Origin of the sequence: Acinetobacter sp. FDAARGOS_515 (genome assembly GCF_003938865.1) — a bacterium.
In the GTDB taxonomy this organism is placed as follows: domain Bacteria; phylum Pseudomonadota; class Gammaproteobacteria; order Pseudomonadales; family Moraxellaceae; genus Acinetobacter; species Acinetobacter ursingii.
This window is the reverse complement of record NZ_RKIX01000003.1, coordinates 557,564-576,188: the sequence shown is the minus strand read 5'-3', so window position 1 is coordinate 576,188 and position 18,625 is coordinate 557,564. Positions and strand designations below refer to the sequence as shown.

Annotated in this window: 17 protein-coding genes; 8 read left to right on the top strand and 9 right to left on the bottom strand. The window is 40.3% G+C overall.

The annotated features are described in order from the left end of the window. Window positions 1–111: 111 nt before the first annotated feature. On the bottom strand, window positions 112–1,059 hold the full coding sequence (trxB, locus tag EGS47_RS04155) for a thioredoxin-disulfide reductase (protein ID WP_119686291.1): 948 nt from the start codon (window positions 1,057–1,059) through the stop codon (window positions 112–114). Between the two features lie 321 nt (window positions 1,060–1,380). Between trxB and EGS47_RS04150 the strand changes: the two genes are divergently transcribed. Next, the gene (locus EGS47_RS04150; protein ID WP_125269206.1) at window positions 1,381–4,443 is read left to right on the top strand and encodes a DNA translocase FtsK; all 3,063 of its coding nucleotides are present in this window, start codon (window positions 1,381–1,383) and stop codon (window positions 4,441–4,443) included. A gap of 52 nt (window positions 4,444–4,495) precedes the next feature. Here the strand turns inward: EGS47_RS04150 and EGS47_RS04145 are convergent, their stop codons facing one another. After that, on the bottom strand, window positions 4,496–5,020 hold the full coding sequence (locus EGS47_RS04145) for a DUF4234 domain-containing protein (protein ID WP_005002800.1): 525 nt from the start codon (window positions 5,018–5,020) through the stop codon (window positions 4,496–4,498). A 215-nt stretch (window positions 5,021–5,235) separates the two neighbouring features. Next, entirely contained in the window at window positions 5,236–6,171 is a 936-nt protein-coding gene (ppk2, locus tag EGS47_RS04140) for a polyphosphate kinase 2 (protein WP_005002806.1), read from the bottom strand. 222 nt (window positions 6,172–6,393) lie between these two features. Between ppk2 and rhtC the strand changes: the two genes are divergently transcribed. Then, window positions 6,394–7,017, top strand: a complete 624-nt coding sequence (gene rhtC / locus EGS47_RS04135) for a threonine export protein RhtC (RefSeq protein ID WP_005002812.1) — start codon at window positions 6,394–6,396, stop codon at window positions 7,015–7,017. Window positions 7,018–7,150: 133 nt separating this feature from the next. Here rhtC and EGS47_RS04130 read toward each other — a convergent pair whose 3' ends face one another. The 6 genes from EGS47_RS04130 to EGS47_RS04105 all read right to left on the bottom strand — a co-directional run bounded on the left by EGS47_RS04130 (window position 7,151) and on the right by EGS47_RS04105 (window position 11,597). Beyond that, window positions 7,151–7,438, bottom strand: coding sequence for a PA4642 family protein (locus EGS47_RS04130; protein ID WP_004995952.1), 288 nt, complete (start codon window positions 7,436–7,438; stop codon window positions 7,151–7,153). 144 nt (window positions 7,439–7,582) lie between these two features. Then, on the bottom strand, window positions 7,583–7,855 hold the full coding sequence (gene minE, locus EGS47_RS04125; RefSeq protein WP_005002814.1) for a cell division topological specificity factor MinE: 273 nt from the start codon (window positions 7,853–7,855) through the stop codon (window positions 7,583–7,585). Between the two features lie 2 nt (window positions 7,856–7,857). Continuing rightward, window positions 7,858–8,670 (bottom strand): septum site-determining protein MinD, encoded by an 813-nt coding sequence (minD, locus tag EGS47_RS04120; RefSeq protein ID WP_004991021.1) that lies wholly within the window; start codon window positions 8,668–8,670, stop codon window positions 7,858–7,860. Window positions 8,671–8,736: 66 nt separating this feature from the next. After that, entirely contained in the window at window positions 8,737–9,459 is a 723-nt protein-coding gene (gene minC / locus EGS47_RS04115) for a septum site-determining protein MinC (protein ID WP_004991019.1), read from the bottom strand. A 127-nt stretch (window positions 9,460–9,586) separates the two neighbouring features. Then, complete coding sequence (locus EGS47_RS04110) at window positions 9,587–10,639, bottom strand: hypothetical protein (protein WP_005002817.1); 1,053 nt, start codon at window positions 10,637–10,639, stop codon at window positions 9,587–9,589. 31 nt (window positions 10,640–10,670) lie between these two features. After that, window positions 10,671–11,597, bottom strand: coding sequence for an acyltransferase (locus EGS47_RS04105; RefSeq protein WP_005002820.1), 927 nt, complete (start codon window positions 11,595–11,597; stop codon window positions 10,671–10,673). A 249-nt stretch (window positions 11,598–11,846) separates the two neighbouring features. Here EGS47_RS04105 and EGS47_RS04100 point away from each other — a divergent pair, with 249 nt between their 5' ends. The 6 genes from EGS47_RS04100 to EGS47_RS04075 all read left to right on the top strand — a co-directional run bounded on the left by EGS47_RS04100 (window position 11,847) and on the right by EGS47_RS04075 (window position 18,566). Continuing rightward, window positions 11,847–12,503, top strand: a complete 657-nt coding sequence (locus tag EGS47_RS04100) for an OmpA family protein (RefSeq protein WP_005002823.1) — start codon at window positions 11,847–11,849, stop codon at window positions 12,501–12,503. Window positions 12,504–12,624: 121 nt separating this feature from the next. Beyond that, window positions 12,625–14,664: a UvrD-helicase domain-containing protein gene (locus EGS47_RS04095; protein ID WP_004995963.1), complete on the top strand. Its 2,040-nt coding sequence runs from the start codon at window positions 12,625–12,627 to the stop codon at window positions 14,662–14,664. A gap of 24 nt (window positions 14,665–14,688) precedes the next feature. Next, window positions 14,689–15,141 carry a dUTP diphosphatase gene (gene dut, locus EGS47_RS04090; protein ID WP_004995972.1) on the top strand — a complete coding sequence of 151 codons (453 nt, stop codon included), beginning with the start codon at window positions 14,689–14,691 and terminating at the stop codon, window positions 15,139–15,141. A 178-nt stretch (window positions 15,142–15,319) separates the two neighbouring features. Next, window positions 15,320–16,744 (top strand): phosphomannomutase/phosphoglucomutase, encoded by a 1,425-nt coding sequence (locus EGS47_RS04085; protein ID WP_004995975.1) that lies wholly within the window; start codon window positions 15,320–15,322, stop codon window positions 16,742–16,744. A gap of 10 nt (window positions 16,745–16,754) precedes the next feature. Then, entirely contained in the window at window positions 16,755–17,666 is a 912-nt protein-coding gene (gene argB, locus EGS47_RS04080) for an acetylglutamate kinase (protein WP_004991011.1), read from the top strand. A 120-nt stretch (window positions 17,667–17,786) separates the two neighbouring features. Next, on the top strand, window positions 17,787–18,566 hold the full coding sequence (locus EGS47_RS04075) for a GNAT family N-acetyltransferase (RefSeq protein ID WP_005002829.1): 780 nt from the start codon (window positions 17,787–17,789) through the stop codon (window positions 18,564–18,566). Window positions 18,567–18,625: the final 59 nt, after the last annotated feature.

Here is an 18,625-nt window from a genome sequence, read left to right as displayed (position 1 = left end):
CTTATAAAAAATAGTTAGATAATAGTTATAGCGTGTCCTTAAACAAAAAAACCACCTTTATTGGTGGTTTTTTGTAGCTTACCTAATTTTTGTAGAGTTTAAATCATCCACTTAGATACTGTCTAAATAGAAATCTGCATCTAGCGCGGCCATACAGCCTGAACCCGCAGAGGTGATGGCTTGACGATAGATATTATCAGCCACATCACCCGCAGCAAAAACACCCGCCACGGAGGTTGCAGTCGCATTGCCTTTGGTTCCGCTTTGTACTTGGATATAACCATCACGGAGTTCTAGCTGGCCTTCAAACATGCCAGTATTGGGTTTGTGGCCGATGGCAACAAATAGTCCTTGTACATCGATGGTTTGAGTTGAATTATCTTGAGTCGATTTTAAGCGAACAGAAGTTACGCCTGTATTATCGCCGAGTACTTCATCGACTTGATGATTCCAGACAATGCTGATTTTGCCTTCTTTTTCTTTGGCAAATAGATGATCTTGCAAAATTTTCTCAGAACGCAAACTGTCACGACGATGCACTAATGTGACATGTGATGCGATATTGGAGAGATATAACGCCTCTTCAACTGCTGTATTACCGCCACCGACGACCATGACTTTTTGGTTTTTGTAAAAGAAACCATCACAAGTTGCACAGGCACTAACACCTTGACCCATAAATGCAGCTTCTGACTCTAGCCCTAAGTATTGAGCAGTTGCACCTGTCGCAATGATCAGTGCGTCACAGGTATATTCACCCATATCACCTTTTAATACGAATGGACGAGTTTTCAGATCGACTTCATTGATATGGTCATACAGGATTTCTGTACCAAAGCGTTCTGCATGCGCTTGCATACGCTCCATAAGCGCAGGCCCTGTCAATCCTTCAGGATCACCCGGCCAGTTATCGACTTCAGTTGTGGTGGTGAGTTGACCACCGAGCTGTAAACCTGCAATTAAAACAGGTTTTAAATTGGCACGTGCAGCATATACCGCAGCGCTATAGCCCGCAGGACCTGAACCCAAAATAATTAACCGCGAGTGACGAGCGCTCATCTAAGCTTCCTTATTTATACTAAAATTGAGAAAATTATACGTGAAAGTCGATCATAAAGGGGCTGATTTGATGTCGATAATATTGATCATCTAAATCGAATTGAGCTATATAGATAAAAGTCTCAATTGTAGACAATTTAAAAAAATCCTTTAATGTTGTGTGATCAGGTGAATTGCCCCTGACAACAAGATTAACAACAAGCGTAAACAATCATGCATCTTTTTTGTAAGAACAGGTGCATAATATAACCTTTATTCGTAGCGACCTTTTGACGCTACGACATAACAAGATCAATCTATAACTGGGTTACAGGACAGTATATGACTGCGGTGTCAAGTGTTTATGCACAGCGCTTATTAATCACATTATTTCTGGTTTCTTTTGGGATCTATATGTTTCTGGCAACAGTGACCTATACACCGTTTGATCCCGGCTGGATGCATATTTCAAGTGACACCCAACAAGTGTCTAACGCAAGTGGTGTGGCAGGGGCGTGGATTGCTGATTTGCTCTTTGGCTTTTTAGGCTGGGCAAGTTTACTGATTCCACTGTTTTTGTTTATTGAAGCGATACAGGTTTGGTGGCCACGCAGTTTTTTAAACCGTCCATTTCGTTATGCCGCACAGTTTTTTATTATTTTGGCGACATCTACCTTATTGTATTTACACTGGAATCTGCCTGCCGATACACTGGATAATGCCTCTGGGGGAATTATTGGTTATGAGATTGGAGAAAGCCTGAGTCATTTATTAACCATCTATGGCGCAACTTTATTCTTATTGGTATTTTGGGTGGTTTTAATCACATTGGCTTTTGGGATTCAGTGGAATAAAACGTGGGTGACATTAAAAGCGACACCTGCTTATTTACAGGATTTGTTCTATAAAAATGTATCTCCTCATGAGTCTGATTTTGATCTGACGGATCCTCCTAAAAAGACAATTGCTTCGCCTATAACCACGGCCGTATCAAGTTCAAAAGTTGAAACTTCTGTAGCTGGTTCTGAGTCTGATATCCAGCCGCAATTGCATTCTTCTCCAACAATCAAAGCAAATGGTTATGTAAGTGATGCTACCGCAGAACGTTTATTTGATGATGTTTTGGCCAAAGAGCAGGCTGCAACCCAACAAATTTTAGATGATGAAGATCCTGAGGAATTTGAAAAAACTATTCAAAAGGCGCATCAATTACAAAAAGATAGTCAGCGTTTAGTCGCAACTGGAGAAGTCTGGCGAGCCTTACAATCTGATGATCTGAATCATAAACAGGAAATTGATGCCTTACTTCGTGCGGCTGATGATGCGCAAGAAGCACCGCGTTCCCCGTATGATCATCTACAGCAAGTGGCCCAGACTGACGCTGAAATGACCGATTATTCTGCTCAAGCTCAAAAAAAATCGTCTCTGGATTGGAATGACGATGAAATTTTTGATGAGCTATTGGCGGCTGTACCTAATAATAAAGCAGCTGATATTCATACGCCATTTGTCGAAAATACCTCAGCGCATGTACATGTTGAACATGATGCAGATGGACTGATTGAGCAGGTGGAACAAACCATTCAGCAAGCATCGATTGCCCCATCAACACCTAAAAATATGCACTATGCTGAGGAACTTGATGATCTGACTGATTTATTGGTCGATGATGAAGAACCTAAAACTCAAGCTACAATTCAAACCACAAGTAGTTATGCGCAATCCACCCCATTTGTTCAAGCTTCGATCCAGACCGATTTAAATCATAAATTGTCCAAAGAAGAATTTATTGAGGCTTGGCAGGAAACCGCAGGTAAACCTGATGATGAGCTAGATGAGTTTGACTTTGATGCACCATTAACGGATATTTCAGGTCGACCGATGTCGCGTGCTATGCAAGTGGCACAAAAACGTCGTGATTTGCCGACCTTGCCGGGTTTTGAGTTGCTCGATAAAGTTGATCCAAATAAAAAAGTGAACTTTACCGCAGAGCAATTGGAACGTTTGTCGGAATTACTGGAAATTAAGCTTCAGGAATTTAATGTCAAAGCCAAAGTGATCGAAGCGCAACCAGGGCCTGTAGTCACCCGTTTTGAGCTGGATTTGGCACCCGGTGTTAAAGCTTCTAAAGTCACCAATATTTCACGAGATTTAGCCCGTTCTATGTCAATGGCATCGGTTCGTGTAGTGGAGGTGATTCCGGGGAAACCTTATATCGGGATTGAAGTGCCGAACAGTACTCGTGAAATGGTACGTTTGATTGAATTACTAGAAACGCCTTCTTTTAAAGATCCTGCGGGTTTACTCTCCATGGCCATGGGGAAAGACATTTCAGGTAATCCTGTCATTACTGATTTGGGTAAAGCACCCCACATGTTGGTCGCAGGAACCACAGGTTCTGGTAAATCTGTGGCGGTAAACTCGATGATTTTATCGATGTTATTAAAATATACGCCAGATCAATTACGTCTGATTTTGATCGATCCTAAACAGCTAGAACTTGCCAACTACAACGATATTCCGCATTTGTTGACGCCTGTTGTGACTGACATGAAAGATGCAGTCAGTGCTTTAAACTGGTGTGTCAATGAAATGGAGCGTCGCTATAAACTGATGTCGTTCTTAAAAATTCGTAAACTTGCGGATTACAATCGTAAGGTTGAAGAAGCGATTGCGAATGGTGAAGACTTAATTGACCCGACGTGGAAGCCAAGTGATTCGGCAACACAGGAGCGTGCACCACGTTTACAACCCTTACCTTCTATCGTCATTGTGGCAGATGAATTTGCCGATATGATTATGCAGGTCGGTAAAAAAGCCGAAGAAATGATTACCCGTTTGGCACAAAAATCACGTGCTGCGGGCATTCATCTATTGCTTGCCACGCAACGTCCTTCGGTTGACGTGATTACCGGGTTGATCAAAGCCAATATTCCGACACGTGTAGCCTTACGTGTGAACTCAAAAATTGACTCACGTACTATTTTAGATGCGGGTGGGGCAGAAGACTTATTGGGTCATGGGGATATGCTATTTCTTGGGCCGGGTAAAATTGAGCCTGAGCGTGTACATGGCGCATTTATCAGTGATGATGAAGTTAACCGAATCTGTGATGCATGGCGTGAACGTGGTGATCCAGACTATGTCGATGAAATCCTGACCCCTTATGATGAAGAACCCACTTCACGTGGTTTTGAAGACAGCGGAGAAGGTGGATCGGATCGTGACATGCTATATGACCAATGTGTCGCCTTTGTTTTGGAAACCCGTAAAGCATCGACTTCTTCGTTGCAGCGCAAATTTAGTTTGGGCTATAACCGTGCTGCAAGAATCATTGATCAGATGGAAGAAAACGGAATAGTGAGCGCGATGGGTGCAAACGGTAAACGTGAAATTTTAGTTTAATTTAAAATATGAGGTTGCAATGGCTATTGATAGTCATTGCAACCTTTTTATTTTATTCACCTAAAAATAAACCCAATAAAATTAGAATCCACATGATTGAAAAAATAATAATCAAGACAATTTGTGGTTTACTAAAGGATTTTTGTTCAATGATGACAACTTGTTCTGATTTTCTTTTTGCAGTATTTAAAGCTTGAAAAGGTTGAATTAAAAATATAATACTTCCTAATGAAATTAACCAGAATGGATCAGGTAGTTTGTACAGCATAGAAAAAAATATATATCCTATAAAAAGTAGTGCAGGAGAGTAATCTGGGGTATCACCTTCTTCAGTAGAAAACTTTTTTATTCTTTTTAGGAGTGGATATAAAAAGAAAATAGCAAATATGGCTCTCAGTGCTGGCATTATTTTTGATTTATCTTTTTGTTGGAAGAAACGCCATGCAGTAAACATCCACCATATATCGTATGCGCTAAACGTGATGATCGATAAAAAAATAAATTTTTTTAAGCTAATAATTTTTTGTGGTTCAATTTGTGATGACGTTTGAATAGATGTCATTTGCTCAGTCAACATTGTTTACTCTTTTGTATAATTATCGCTTAATATAAATTAATTAATTTGAGTCTGGTAGTTATTTTGAATGATTTTCAGCTTAACCAAAACCTTTAAAATCAACTTCGATAGATGCTAAAATTTTAATTTTTGCAAGACGTCTAATACATTTTATGGCGGCGATAGGTACATATGATTTGAACTAACCTATAGAGAGATAGGTTAGTTCATTTGTTTTAATCTAAATCTGTATCCATCACTTGTTTAAATTGTGGATTTGGAATAAGAACAATTTTGTCATCCACACGATTCGTCACTTTAAGATCCTTATTTGGATAATCTAATTGAGATAAAAAATGACGAATACAATTTAAACGTGCACGTTTTTTATCATCAGATTTAATAATCGTCCACGGCGCGTCGCCTGTATGTGTGTGGAAAAACATTTGATTCTTGGCTTCAGTATAATCATCCCAGCGATCAAGAGATTGAATATCAATCGGTGAGAGCTTCCAATGCTTTAAAGGATCATCACGGCGCGAGATAAAGCGACGTAATTGTTCTTCGCGACTGACCGAAAACCAAAATTTAAATAAATGAATGCCGCTATTGACCAGCATGCGTTCAAGCTCAGGTGTTTGGCGCATAAACTGCAAATATTCTTGTGGTTCACAAAATCCCATGACCCGTTCCACACCTGCACGGTTGTACCATGACCGATCAAAAAATACCATTTCACCTTTAGTGGGTAAACGCTCAATATAGCGCTGGAAATACCATTGACCACTTTCCTGAGGGTTTGGTTTTTCAAGAGCGACTACACGCGCGCCACGTGGATTTAAATGCTCCATAAAACGTTTAATCGTGCCGCCTTTACCTGCTGCATCACGCCCTTCAAATAAACACACAATACGTTGTCCCGTATCCTTCACCCAAGATTGAACTTTGAGTAATTCAATTTGAAGGAGTTTCTTTTCGGCTTCATACGTCTTGCGTGACATACGTGTACGATAAGGATAACTTTCCGGTAAAGCGGCGGAGCTAGATTCTTCTGCTGTCACCAATCCTTTATATTCAAGCACCGATTTTTTAAAGACTGGCAAGTTCTTGAGTTGCTCTTGATCAATCACTTCAATGTCTTCATTAGGATTAGGTTGGTGATCTTTATCCATTTTTTTCTCGCTATAACAATGAACTGAAACTAAAAAATATTAACGCTAAAATCAACGATCTGACTTTTTATCAGACATCATTAATTTATCTAATTTAACAATATCATTGAGTCAATCAAAAAATAATAAACTTTTATTAGCTGTTCAGACATAAAAATGGCTGGGGAATTATGCAAAAAAATGTTAAATTTAGACTCTAGATGCGCTTTATTTGGGGGATGAATGTTTATTGCCTTGATCACACTGATGTTCATTCAGTTTTGCGCGCTGATTACCCCAGGTCCAGATTTTTTTCTAGTTTCTCAAACGGCAATTAGCCGTTCGCGTCGTGAAGCTGTCTTTGTCGTTCTAGGAATTACAGTTGGGGTCATGTTTTGGGCAATCTTAGCCTTGATGGGCTTAAATATCATTTTTGAAAAAATGGCATGGTTAAAGCAGATTCTACTGGTGATTGGTGGGATTTATTTGTGTTGGCTCGGCTTTCAAATGCTACGTTCTGCTTTTTCCAAACAGAAAGTTCAAAATACTAATACGCCAATTGATTTACCTAAAACTGAGACCAAGTTTTTCCTAAAAGGTTTGTTAACCAATTTATCCAATCCTAAAGCCGTGATTTATTTTGGTAGTGTATTTTCTTTGTTCTTGGCAAATCCTGCATTAGATCATGTGCATTCATTGCTGTTTATTATTATTGCGGTAGAAACTCTGATCTGGTTTTTATTTGTGGTATTTGTATTTTCTTTACCAAGTTTTAAATCTGCTTATCAAAATGTTGCGAAATGGATCGATGGTGTTTCTGGTGGTATCTTTACGGCGTTTGGCATTTATTTGATTAGCCATCGCTAAAATAAGGATAAATAAAAAAACCTGCATCAGCAGGTTTTTTATTAGATTTCTTTCATCAGTCCTTTTTACTTCTTCTTTTTTGGAAAAAAAGAGCATCTAAACTGCAATGAAAGAAATCTATTATTAATTTGAATTAGGCAAATTTTGCCAAAACTTCTAAGAATGGTTCACGCTGACGCGGAAATTCAGCGATGACATCATGAATGCGTTGGCCTTGAGGATTAGTGGCATTGACATCACGACCATCTGCAACAAACTGAGTTAATAAACGTTCATAATCGTTTGGACGCATGTGTTTGAAGGCATGGTATAACACATGAAAGTCAGCGTTTACACCTTCGGGTGGAAGTTGATTAAGATAGGCAAAAACACGCTCGTCTGACCATTCTTCATTGAAAGTTGCTGGCTGTGATAATGCCATTACACGTTCCTCAGTCTTAAAATAATTAAGGGCAAAATGTTTTGACTCGAAGCATAGCTTCGCGCCTTGCGAGCCTCACATTTTGCCCTTATTTGCCGAAAAGCGCTAATAAGAATTTTATAATTTAAATATCAATAAAACCGCTTATCGCTCTTCGGGTAAGTTGATATTCATTTCCAGCATTTCAATATTGGCCTCAGAACGTACCTGCATCTGAATATGGCCTTCATCGACACCACGTACATAGCGATTTACAACTTGCATGATTTCCTTTTTCATCTGGTCAATTTTGTCTTGACTCAAACGACGACCTAAACCCTGCTCGGAAGCGACAATGACTTTTAAACGATCTTTGGCTGTTTGTGCACTTGATGGTTTGTCATCACCGCTAAAAAGTTTACTCCAAAATCCTGCCATAGTTATGCTCCAAATAACCGCGCCAACCAGCTCTTCGGCTGTACTGTAATGTAACGATATGGACGTTCTTCTCCTAGAAAACGTGCCACCAGATCATCGTAAGCCTGACCTGATTTAGAGTCGCTATACAAAATCACAGGCTTACCTTCATTGGATGCCTGTAAAACGATTGGACATTCTGGAATTACGCCTAAAGTTGGAATTCGTAAAATGTCTTTGGATATATCGTCAATCGTCAACATTTCCTGACGATCGGCACGTTCAGGATTAAAACGGGTAATACATAAGTGTTTACGTATCCGTCCTTCGTTTTGTTCTACTTTCTTGGTTTTACTATCGAGCATTCCAATAATGCGATCTGAGTCACGAACAGATGAAATCTCAGGATTGGTGACAATAATAGCCTCATCTGCATGATACATCGCTAAAATCGCGCCGCGTTCAATTCCAGCAGGTGAGTCACAAATAATGTAATCAAATTCCTGTGATAATTCATCAATAACACGCGCAACACCTTCGTCACTTAAAGCGTCTTTATCACGTGTTTGTGAAGCAGGCAAAATATACAAATTTTCAATATCTTTATCGCGAATAAGGGCCTGTTGTAAACGGGCTTCATTGTTAATGACATTGACAAAGTCATATACCACGCGACGTTCACATCCCATGATCAAATCGAGGTTACGTAAGCCCACGTCAAAATCAATCACAACAGTTTTATGACCACGTTGGGCTAAACCTGTTGCAAAAGATGCACTCGTTGTAGTTTTACCTACACCACCTTTGCCTGATGTTACGACAACAATTTTGGCCACCGAATCCACTCCTGTTATGGTCATAGCCCTTTAGAAAAGGGCTTTTATTGGTGTTTAATTTATACCTTAAAATTCCAAAGCCTGAAATACAAGTTCTTGCTTGTCATTTAAATAAATATGTACCGCTTTTTTGAGCACATCTTTGGGAATATCATCCGCTACACAGTAAGTTCCTGCAATAGAGACCAATTCAGCTTCTAATGAATGACAAAAAATACGTGCTGCGGAGTTTCCACCTGCACCTGCGATGACTCTACCACGAACATTGCCATAAATATGAATATTTCCCGATGCAATGACTTCGGAACCGCTATTCATACTGGCATTTAAAATAATGTCACCATGATCCTGTACCAGACTTTGTCCTGTTCGCAAAATTTCATCATGGTAAGAGGTCTTGTGCGCAATCGCTGTTTTTGTTGGTGTTGTTTTTGTTTCGGAGTTTAATGTATCGGCTTTAACTTCTTCAACCAATACCACTTCTTCACGTGAGGGTTTAATTCGTTGTAAAGGCTGATCAGCAGGAAGCACTGGAAATTGAATGGCGCGCGCTTCATCACCCAAAATTCCATCAATCACAGCCATAGGCTGTAAGCCCAGACTGATCAAAAGCTGAATTAACGCAATGAGTTCCTGTTCAACCGTACTGTCAATAATCACCAAAGTGCCTTGATAAGCACCTTCACTCAGTGTATTTGCTAATTGCTGGCGGATGGCATCATGATCATTTGTATCTAAGGTCAACCGGGTAAAGTTGACCATTCTGCCTGTAATCCGTATATCAGCCATAATTATTCCTTAAGAACCTCTGACGAGCTGTTACGCCGAGGTAATGTTGTAAATAGTCCAAATCCTAGATCAAATTTAATGATTTCTCTAGCTATTGGTCAAAAAAAATTGTTGAAGTGACTAATCTTTAACTCGATTCTTCAACACGATCATGATCGTTTAAAATTTGCTGCCATTGTTTGACTTTGACTTGCTGGCGAATGGCTTCCAGACTTTCAAATACCACAGATTCGACCAATTCTTCCAAGTGTTTGTTATCAATATTGATTTCGCTCATGCGTTGTGCAATTAGCTCATAGTTGGGATTGATTGCACGTTCTGAACCAGTTGCAAAGGGTTGAATCAGGCCTGAGGTGATATTTTCACCCAAACGTTGCCCGATACTTTGAATCTGCTGTTCAATGCGACCGCCAACAATTGGAATCAAACGTAATAACTGAGTTAATTCTGGCGTATCCTCAATGGCTTGATTGACAATTTGCCCAACTCCTTTGGAAATTTGATCCTGCTGTGCCCGAAGTTCTGTGGCCAGACTTTCTTGCAATAATTCAGCGATCGTGACTGCAAATAGTTGACGATGATGATCCACCAATTCATGAATAATCCGTTTATGCGTAGAACTGGTTTCAAGTTCACGTTTAATACCATGAATCACCGTTAAAACCACACGATCAGAAAGTTCTTCCATGACCACGTGATAATAAAACAGCCCTTGATTGGACCAGCTCTCAGGAATGATCTTATAGCCCAGTTCATGCAGCCGATAGGCAATAATCCCTGCACGAAATAATCTTAAAAAACGTAAATGTGGAATAATGGCTAAAATTTCGTACCAATGAATAAATGGAAAAAAGAACCAGCGAGAATGATGTTTATTGATAATTGCAATTGCCCAACGGATGAGTAATTCAATAATTAAAAACCCAATAAACCATGCTTCTGTGGTAATCACCCATGGATGCAAATGTGTCCGATAAAACTCAAGCACTTGCGGTAGATGGATATGATCGAAAAACCAAGTGCCAATACTGCTCATTAAAAAGAAATTGGCACATAGGCAGAACAAATTAAAAATAATAATAAACACCATAAAGATGTCATACACCAGAAATACCTTGAACGATAAACTGGTCGGATCGACATGATGATATTTAGATTTTTCTCTGGAACTGTTCTGCATAATGCCTGTCAATTTTAATGATTTTAAATGATTAAGATGCCTGATTAGCGTATTGGGCTTTCATTTGATCAATCAACTGATCTTTTTCAGTCCAAAGCTGATCAACCCAATCCTGAAAGCGTTTGCGATAATCTTCATCTTCCTCATAATTACCCCCCAACACCCAATCTGGAATCTCGATTTTACGCAAATTCACCGCAATACGAGATACATCGCCAAGCCAGAAATCACTATATTCGGGTGGTCCATCTGGATAAACAATAGTCATGTCGACTAATGCATCAATTTGATCGCCCAAAATATTTAAGGCAAGAGCCAAGCCGCCAGCTTTGGGTTTCAGCAAATTTTGATAAGGTGAGTTTTGCTGATCATGTTTGGCTTGTGTAAAGCGAGTGCCTTCCAAATAATTCAGTAAGGTAAAGGGTTGAGACAAAAGTTGCTCACACGCTTTACGAGCCTCTAGCATATCGCGAGTTTTGAGTTCTGGATTTTTGGCAATTTGCTCTTTGCTATGACGCTTCATCATCGGAAAGCCTAAAATCTTAAAGGCTTGACCGACAAAAGGAATAAAAATCAGTTCCCATTTGGTGAAAAATCGGGTCAGAGGCATACGACTAACGCCAAAGTATTGATTGACTGTAGTATCCACCCAACTTTGATGGTTACACATCATGAGATAACGACCCTGCATACTCACTTCAAGCTGTGGATCAATCGTGATATCCCATTGTAAATGTGGCAATACCTGATCGATCAACCAATTATTGATTCCCAGCCAGTTATTGGTAATCTGGATGGTGGTTTCATCGACTTTGCGAGATTGTTTGAATAATTTGGTTAAACCCAGTGCCAATACTGGAGGGCCATGCAAAAAAGTACTGCCTGTAATGACACTGCCCACGGTCATGCCTCGGGTAATTTTTTTAAGCATCGACTGTTTTTGGGGTTGTTTTGACATAATCTAAATCCTGATGATGAATCACGTCCAACTTGTAAAAATCTGAGCACAATATAGACGTTGTACACCGATTTAAAAAGTTAAACAGTGCAACAATGGATAAATGTAGTGAAGATTTAAACGAAAGATACTTAAAGTATTACAAAATGTAAAAAAACAGCGTATTGTTAACAAAAAATCAATGGTCTAAGTGGCTTTTTTCTATCATTATTTTTACAGACAACAAAGACACAAACGAGGAGGCATGCAATGCGTGCACTATTAATTACGACAGTGGTTGGGGCAGCAGTGGCACTTTCTGGTTGCCAATCAACAGGACAAAATCTGGGTGGCGTTGAATATGACAAAGCTGCTTTAGGTACATTGACTGGTGCAGCAGCGGGCTACGGTATTTCTAAATCAAATGCGAACTCTAGCCGTCAAAATAACCGTGCAGCCGCGATTGGTGCCGTGTTAGGTGGTGCAAGTGGTTTGTATCTTGACCAAAAAGAGAAAAAATTACGTCAACAAATGGCGGGTACTGGTGTCGAAGTCAATCGTAATCCAGATGGTTCGGTTGGATTGGTCATGCCTGGTAACATTACTTTTGATACTAACAAATCAAACATCAAACCAAATTTCTATTCGACTTTGAACAAAGTAGCACAAACACTTGCAGAAGATAACAAGAGTGCGATCCTCGTGACAGGTTATACAGATAGCACAGGTAACGATTCGATCAATATTCCATTGTCTCAGGCTCGTGCTCAATCAGTTGCGAACTATTTAAGTGGTCAAGGTGTTTCATCTGCTCGTATTAATGCACAAGGTTACGGTTCAGCGAATCCGATTGCATCAAATGCGACTGCGGATGGTCGTGAACAAAACCGTCGTGTTGAAATTAGCATCTATGAGCGTCAATCTTAGTCGCTTAGTTTCTAAAAACCACCTTCGGGTGGTTTTTTTATGAGTAAAATCCATGTGAATCGATTAGGCATCTGCTGATTAGATGTCTATAATCATGCTCGGATTCTTAAGAGGAAAACCTATGTCAGCAGCAAGTCATCTCAATGACAAGCAACTTGAAGCCATGAAATATACTCAAGGACCCTTGTTAGTGCTTGCAGGGGCTGGTTCAGGTAAAACCTCGGTGATTACCCAGAAAATTGCTTATCTGGTGAAAAATTGTCGTATTCCTGCACATCGCATTACTGCAATGACCTTTACCAATAAAGCTGCGCGTGAAATGAAAGAACGCGTCGGGAAGTTGCTTTCTCGTGAGGAAGGAAAAGGTCTTTCAGTTTCAACCTTTCATACCTTTGGTTTGAATTTATTGCGTCTGGAACTGAAACATACGCCACTTAAAAATAATTTTTCGATTTTGGATGCTGATGACTGTAAACGCATCCTGATGGATTTAATGCAGCGTGACAATCTTTCTGGAGCTGAAAGCAAAGAACTGATTGCCAAAGCGATGAAAAAAATCTCAGACTGGAAAAATGATCTGATTGTTCCTGAACAAGCTCATTCGACTTGTGAAACGGTAGAAGATGTCCAGTTTGCTCATCTGTATCAGCTTTATGAGCGTAATTTACGGGCTTATAACGCGGTTGATTTTGATGATCTGATTGTATTACCCACACGTCTTTTGCAGGAAAATGCTGAAGTCCGTGATAAATGGCAAAACCGTACCCGTTATCTTTTGGTCGATGAATATCAGGACACTAACACCGCCCAGTATATTTTGGTGAAATTACTGGTTGGGGTCATGGGACAGTTCACTGCGGTGGGTGACGATGACCAATCCATTTACGCATGGCGTGGCGCAAAACCTGAAAATATGGCATTGCTCAAAGAAGATTTTCCCAATCTAAAAGTCATTAAGCTTGAACAAAATTATCGTTCAACTAGTCGAATTTTAAAAGCAGCCAACGCTGTGATTGAAAACAATCCGCATATTTTTGATAAAAAATTGTGGAGCGATAAAGGGCATGGCGAAGTGATTCGGATTATTACTTGCCGTAATGATGATGATGAAGCTGAGCGTGTGGTCAAAGATTTAATGACCCATAAGCTGATGAATGGCAAAAACTGGAAAGATTATGCGGTGTTGTATCGCGGTAATTTTCAAGCAAGGGTATTAGAAACGCAACTGCGTCAAATGCAGATTCCGTATAAGCTCTCGGGTGGACAGTCATTCTTCGCACGGGCAGAAATTAAGGATGTGATGAGCTATTTGCGTCTGATTATTAACCCAGAAGATGACAGCGCATTTTTACGCATTATTAATACTCCAAAACGTGCTATTGGGCCTGTCACACTAGAAAAGTTGGGTCTTTTTTCACAGGAAAATCATTTGTCTTTGTTGGGTGCGGCATCCGATCAGCGCCTCACTATGGTCATTCCGAAAAAAGCTGCAACACAATTACATGAATTTTCCGATTTTATCAGCAATTTTACACGTGAACTGATGGATGACGATGAACCCGTGCCAAAGGTTCGCCAGATGATGAATGAAGCGGGTTATATTGATTATATCCGTGAAACTGCGGCTACCCCTGCGCAGGAAAAAACCAAGCTCGATAATATTGAAAACTTATTTAGCAGTATTCAAGGCTTACTGAATCGCACTGAAGATGTCGATGAAAAAAATATTGAAAGCGTGATTCGTAAACTGGTTCTACTGGATATGCTGGAGCAGCAGCAAGAAGAAGAAGACACCGATAAAGTCAATCTTCTAACCTTACATGCAGCAAAAGGTCTTGAATTTCCATTTGTTTATATTATGGGACTTGAAGAAGAATTATTGCCGCACAAAAACTCGATTGCCGCTGAAACTATCGAAGAAGAACGCCGTTTGATGTATGTGGGCATTACTCGCGCACGTCAGGGCTTAACCTTGACCTTGGCAGAACAGCGTAAAAATGGCGGACAAATGAAACAGATGACACCAAGCCGTTTTCTGGATGAATTGCCACAAGACGAACTAGAGTGGTTAGGACGCAAAAAGAAATTGGCGGGTAATGTGGATCCGAAAGAGCAGGCACAGCAATATCTAGCGAATTTAAAAGCCTTATTAAAGAAATAATTGATTGAACGATTAGGAAATATAATGAAAGTCCAAGTAAAAATTTTAGACCAGCGTCTGGGCAATGAATGGCCGCTTCCTTCGTATGCAACCACAGGTTCAGCAGGTCTGGACTTACGTGCCTGTGTTGATGAAGCGATTCAAATTGAACCAGGTCAAACTGTGTTAGTTAAAACAGGCATGGCGATTTATATTCACGATAGCGCTTTTGCAGGTCTTATTTTGCCACGTTCAGGCTTGGGTCATAAGCATGGTATTGTCTTGGGGAATCTGGTGGGATTAATTGACTCAGATTATCAAGGCGAACTGATGGTTTCAGTCTGGAATCGTGGTCAGCAGAGCTTTACTTTAGAGCCAGGTGAACGTTTGGCACAATATGTTTTAGTGCCTGTGGTTCAGGCTGAATTTGAACAAGTAGATGAGTTTGTTGCCACCGATCGTGGTGCGGGTGGCTTTGGTCATACGGGTAAGCAATAATTCAAGCGCCTGTTTAAACAGGCGTTTCTTTTTTTGTATTGAATGTTTCAAAAAATTAGATTAAAACATCACACTTAATCTGTCTGAATGACTGACAAGAATGCTGCCTACTGCCTATATCATAAGCAATACTGTTTTTACTTTTAATAAGTAGGCCTTGAATTAAAAGAAGATGCCTATGGATGCGATGTTTAATTTTCCCCTACATATTTTTCGTGCTTACGATATTCGCGGCAAGCTTACGGCGTTTACACCGCAAGTGGTGGCTGCCATTGCTTATGCTTTGGCAGATCAGTATAGCTTGGCAGGTCAAAGCAAAGTCGTGATTGGTTATGATGCACGGCTGAGTAGTCCACAATATGCTGCAATATTAGCAACCATCTTTGAAAAGCAGGGTTTAGACGTTATAGATTTAGGCTGTTGTTCAAGCCCGATGATGTATTTCATGGCGCGTCAGACCCATGGCAATGGGGTGATGGTGACGGCAAGCCATAATCCAAAGTCTGACAATGGAATTAAATGGATTTTAAACGGTGAACCTCCAACACCTGCACAGATTGAAGCGGTTGGCAATGCAGCCGCCCATTATCATATTCAAGCATTAGATGTTCCTCGTATTCGAGGATTAAGCCATCAAATCAAAACCGAATACTGTTTAATGTATCAACAGGGTTTACTTGAAGATATTCATCTAAAACGACCTTTCAAGGTGGTTTTAGATGGTTTGCATGGTTCAGCAGGACGCTGTGCTGAAATGGTGCTGAATGGATTGGGTTGTGATGTCATTGCTTTGCGTTGTGAAGCCAATGGTGAGTTTCCAGATCACGCGCCTGATCCTTCTCAGGCGATTCATTTGGAAAAATTACAACACGCAGTGCTTAATCATCAAGCGGATATTGGGATTGCGCTAGATGGTGATGGTGATCGCTTAGTCATCATGGATGAACAGGCACATATTATTACCGCGGATCGTTTGATTTCTCTATTCGCACAAATGTGCCTAGAGCAGCATCCGCAAGCTGAAATTGTTTTTGATGTTAAGTGCTCCAGTATGGTGACACAAACTGTTAATGACTTAGGCGGCATTGCAACCATGATCCGCACAGGCAGTAGTTTTCTGCGACGTTATTTATCCCAATCTCAGGGAAAAGCGGTTTTTGGTGGAGAGTACGCAGGGCATTATGTATTCAACGATGGTCGTGGTTTTGGTTATGATGATGGTGTATATGCTGCACTGCGGGTACTGGAATATTTAAGTCAGTTCCCTAAGCAAACACTGTCTCAGCTGGTGTCTGCTTTCCCAGAGCGTTATTGTACGGAAGATACTTACATTAGCACTCATCGTTCGGAACCCAAAATTGTGTTGCAGGATATTGAAAGTTGTAGTTATCAATCTAAAGCACAACTCAGCAAAATAGATGGGATACGACTTGATTTTGACGATGGTTTTGGCATTATTCGAGCATCCAACACGGGCGAATACTTTACTGTCAGGTTTGATGCGGGCAGTCCATTGCAATTGGCACAGATTCGACATCAGTTTGTTCGCATGTTGCAGGATAAATATCCTAAAATAGCGCAAGATATTTCAAACATCCATTAAGGAGAGGCGAATGCCACATCAGCATACTGGCATCGACAAAGCGAAAATATTGACCGAAGCTTTGCCGTACATTCAACGTTTTTCGGGTAAAACGCTAGTTGTGAAATATGGTGGCAATGCAATGACCGATCCTGAACTGGAAAGCTCATTTGCACGCGATATTGTGTTATTAAAAACTGTGGGTTTAAATCCAATCGTAGTACATGGTGGTGGTCCACAAGTTGATTCGCTCCTCAAACGTTTGGGGCAGGAGTCTGACCGTATTGATGGAATGCGTGTTACCGATGAAGCGACCATGGAAGTTGTGGAAATGGTGCTTGGTGGGAGTGTCAACAAATCCATTGTCAACCTGATCAATAAACACGGTGGCCGTGCCATTGGTTTAACAGGTAAGGATGGCAACTTGTTGCGTGCACGTAAATTGCTCATGGAAAAACAAGATGAGCAAGGTCAGGTGCAGCATATTGATCTGGGCATGGTCGGTGAAGTGGTTGGGGTAAAAACCGATGTGTTGGAAATGTTTACCCAAAGTGATTTCATTCCTGTGATCGCACCTTTAGGTGTCGATGAAGAGGGAAATACTTACAATATCAATGCAGATTTGGTCGCAGGTAAAGTCGCGGAAGCCTTAGGCGCTGAAAAACTGATTTTGTTGACCAACATCACGGGTGTACTGGATGAAAATAAAAATCTGCTGACTGGCTTAAGCACACAGGAAGTCGATCGTTTAATCGAAACAGGTGTGATTTATGGCGGTATGATTCCTAAAGTAGGCTGTGCTCTTGATGCGGTGAAAGGCGGCGTGGTGAGTGCGCATATTGTCGATGGTCGTGTACCGCATGCAACCTTACTGGAAATCTTTACAGATCATGGTGTCGGGACATTGATTACCAACCGACTTGCACATAAAGTTACGCATTAAATTTTTGTATTGTGTTTTATAAAGTCATCTTCGGATGACTTTTTTATTGGGTATAAAACGTCATTTTCCTGTCATGATCTTATCCTAGTGTAAGCATAATGATAAAAACAGGGTGACATTATGCTAGAAAAACTCAATCACTATCGCCAAAATTTTAGTCTGCCTTTAACTCGTCAAAAAACCAACCAAACTCAGTTTCGCTTTGACTGGGTCGATAACCTAAAAGAATTACAAGAAGTACAACGATTTCGTGCAGTTCAATTTAGTCAACAATTTGGTGTAAGCTTTGAAGATGGACTGGATCAGGATATTTATGATTTTGGCTGCGAACATGCGGTATTAAGAGAAAAATGGACAGGCGAGATCGTGGCATATACCCGCCTTAAACTTTTTCAGGGCCAAGAAATATCACAAAGTTATAGTGCGAGTGAGTTTGAAATTGTTCCGCAACTTTCACATTTACCCAATGTACTTGAAATAGGTCGTACCTGTGTACATCCACGGTTTCGTTCAGGTAAAGCATTATCGATACTCTGGCTGAATCTGGTGCCCAAGGTACTTTGGTCGATGCGTGCCAAATATTTGATGGGCTGTGTCAGTATTCATTTGCAAGATAATTTGGCGCGCGCTTATCACACACATCAGCAAATTCAGCGTTTAGATTCAAAGCAGACCATCGGTATTGCCTCAAAAAATCATTTTGAGATCCCGCGTCCTGAGTTTAGTTTTCCACAAGATGAGCGTATGCCCAAATTATTTAAAATGTATCTGGACATGCAATCTAAATTATCGCGTCAAGCGTTCTACGATGAAACTTTTAATTGTCTGGATTACTTTGTTTTTTTGGAAGTGAATCAGGTTGCAAAGTCTTTTGTCTTGAGTAAACGTGTCCATAAATAGAATTTATCGTTAATTTTGTATTAGGCTCTATATATTCAGATTTGCAAGCCTTTTGCCAC

Bases quoted from the DNA above. Each gene is read 5' to 3' on its own strand.
- trxB (WP_119686291.1), bottom strand. From the start codon at position 1,059: ATGAGCGCTCGTCACTCGCGGTTAATTATTTTGGGTTCAGGTCCTGCG.
- EGS47_RS04150 (WP_125269206.1), top strand. From the start codon at position 1,381: ATGACTGCGGTGTCAAGTGTTTATGCACAGCGCTTATTAATCACATTA.
- EGS47_RS04145 (WP_005002800.1), bottom strand. From the start codon at position 5,020: ATGTTGACTGAGCAAATGACATCTATTCAAACGTCATCACAAATTGAA.
- ppk2 (WP_005002806.1), bottom strand. From the start codon at position 6,171: ATGGATAAAGATCACCAACCTAATCCTAATGAAGACATTGAAGTGATT.
- rhtC (WP_005002812.1), top strand. From the start codon at position 6,394: ATGTTTATTGCCTTGATCACACTGATGTTCATTCAGTTTTGCGCGCTG.
- EGS47_RS04130 (WP_004995952.1), bottom strand. From the start codon at position 7,438: ATGGCATTATCACAGCCAGCAACTTTCAATGAAGAATGGTCAGACGAG.
- minE (WP_005002814.1), bottom strand. From the start codon at position 7,855: ATGGCAGGATTTTGGAGTAAACTTTTTAGCGGTGATGACAAACCATCA.
- minC (WP_004991019.1), bottom strand. From the start codon at position 9,459: ATGGCTGATATACGGATTACAGGCAGAATGGTCAACTTTACCCGGTTG.
- EGS47_RS04110 (WP_005002817.1), bottom strand. From the start codon at position 10,639: ATGCAGAACAGTTCCAGAGAAAAATCTAAATATCATCATGTCGATCCG.
- EGS47_RS04105 (WP_005002820.1), bottom strand. From the start codon at position 11,597: ATGTCAAAACAACCCCAAAAACAGTCGATGCTTAAAAAAATTACCCGA.
- EGS47_RS04100 (WP_005002823.1), top strand. From the start codon at position 11,847: ATGCGTGCACTATTAATTACGACAGTGGTTGGGGCAGCAGTGGCACTT.
- EGS47_RS04095 (WP_004995963.1), top strand. From the start codon at position 12,625: ATGTCAGCAGCAAGTCATCTCAATGACAAGCAACTTGAAGCCATGAAA.
- dut (WP_004995972.1), top strand. From the start codon at position 14,689: ATGAAAGTCCAAGTAAAAATTTTAGACCAGCGTCTGGGCAATGAATGG.
- EGS47_RS04085 (WP_004995975.1), top strand. From the start codon at position 15,320: ATGGATGCGATGTTTAATTTTCCCCTACATATTTTTCGTGCTTACGAT.
- argB (WP_004991011.1), top strand. From the start codon at position 16,755: ATGCCACATCAGCATACTGGCATCGACAAAGCGAAAATATTGACCGAA.
- EGS47_RS04075 (WP_005002829.1), top strand. From the start codon at position 17,787: ATGCTAGAAAAACTCAATCACTATCGCCAAAATTTTAGTCTGCCTTTA.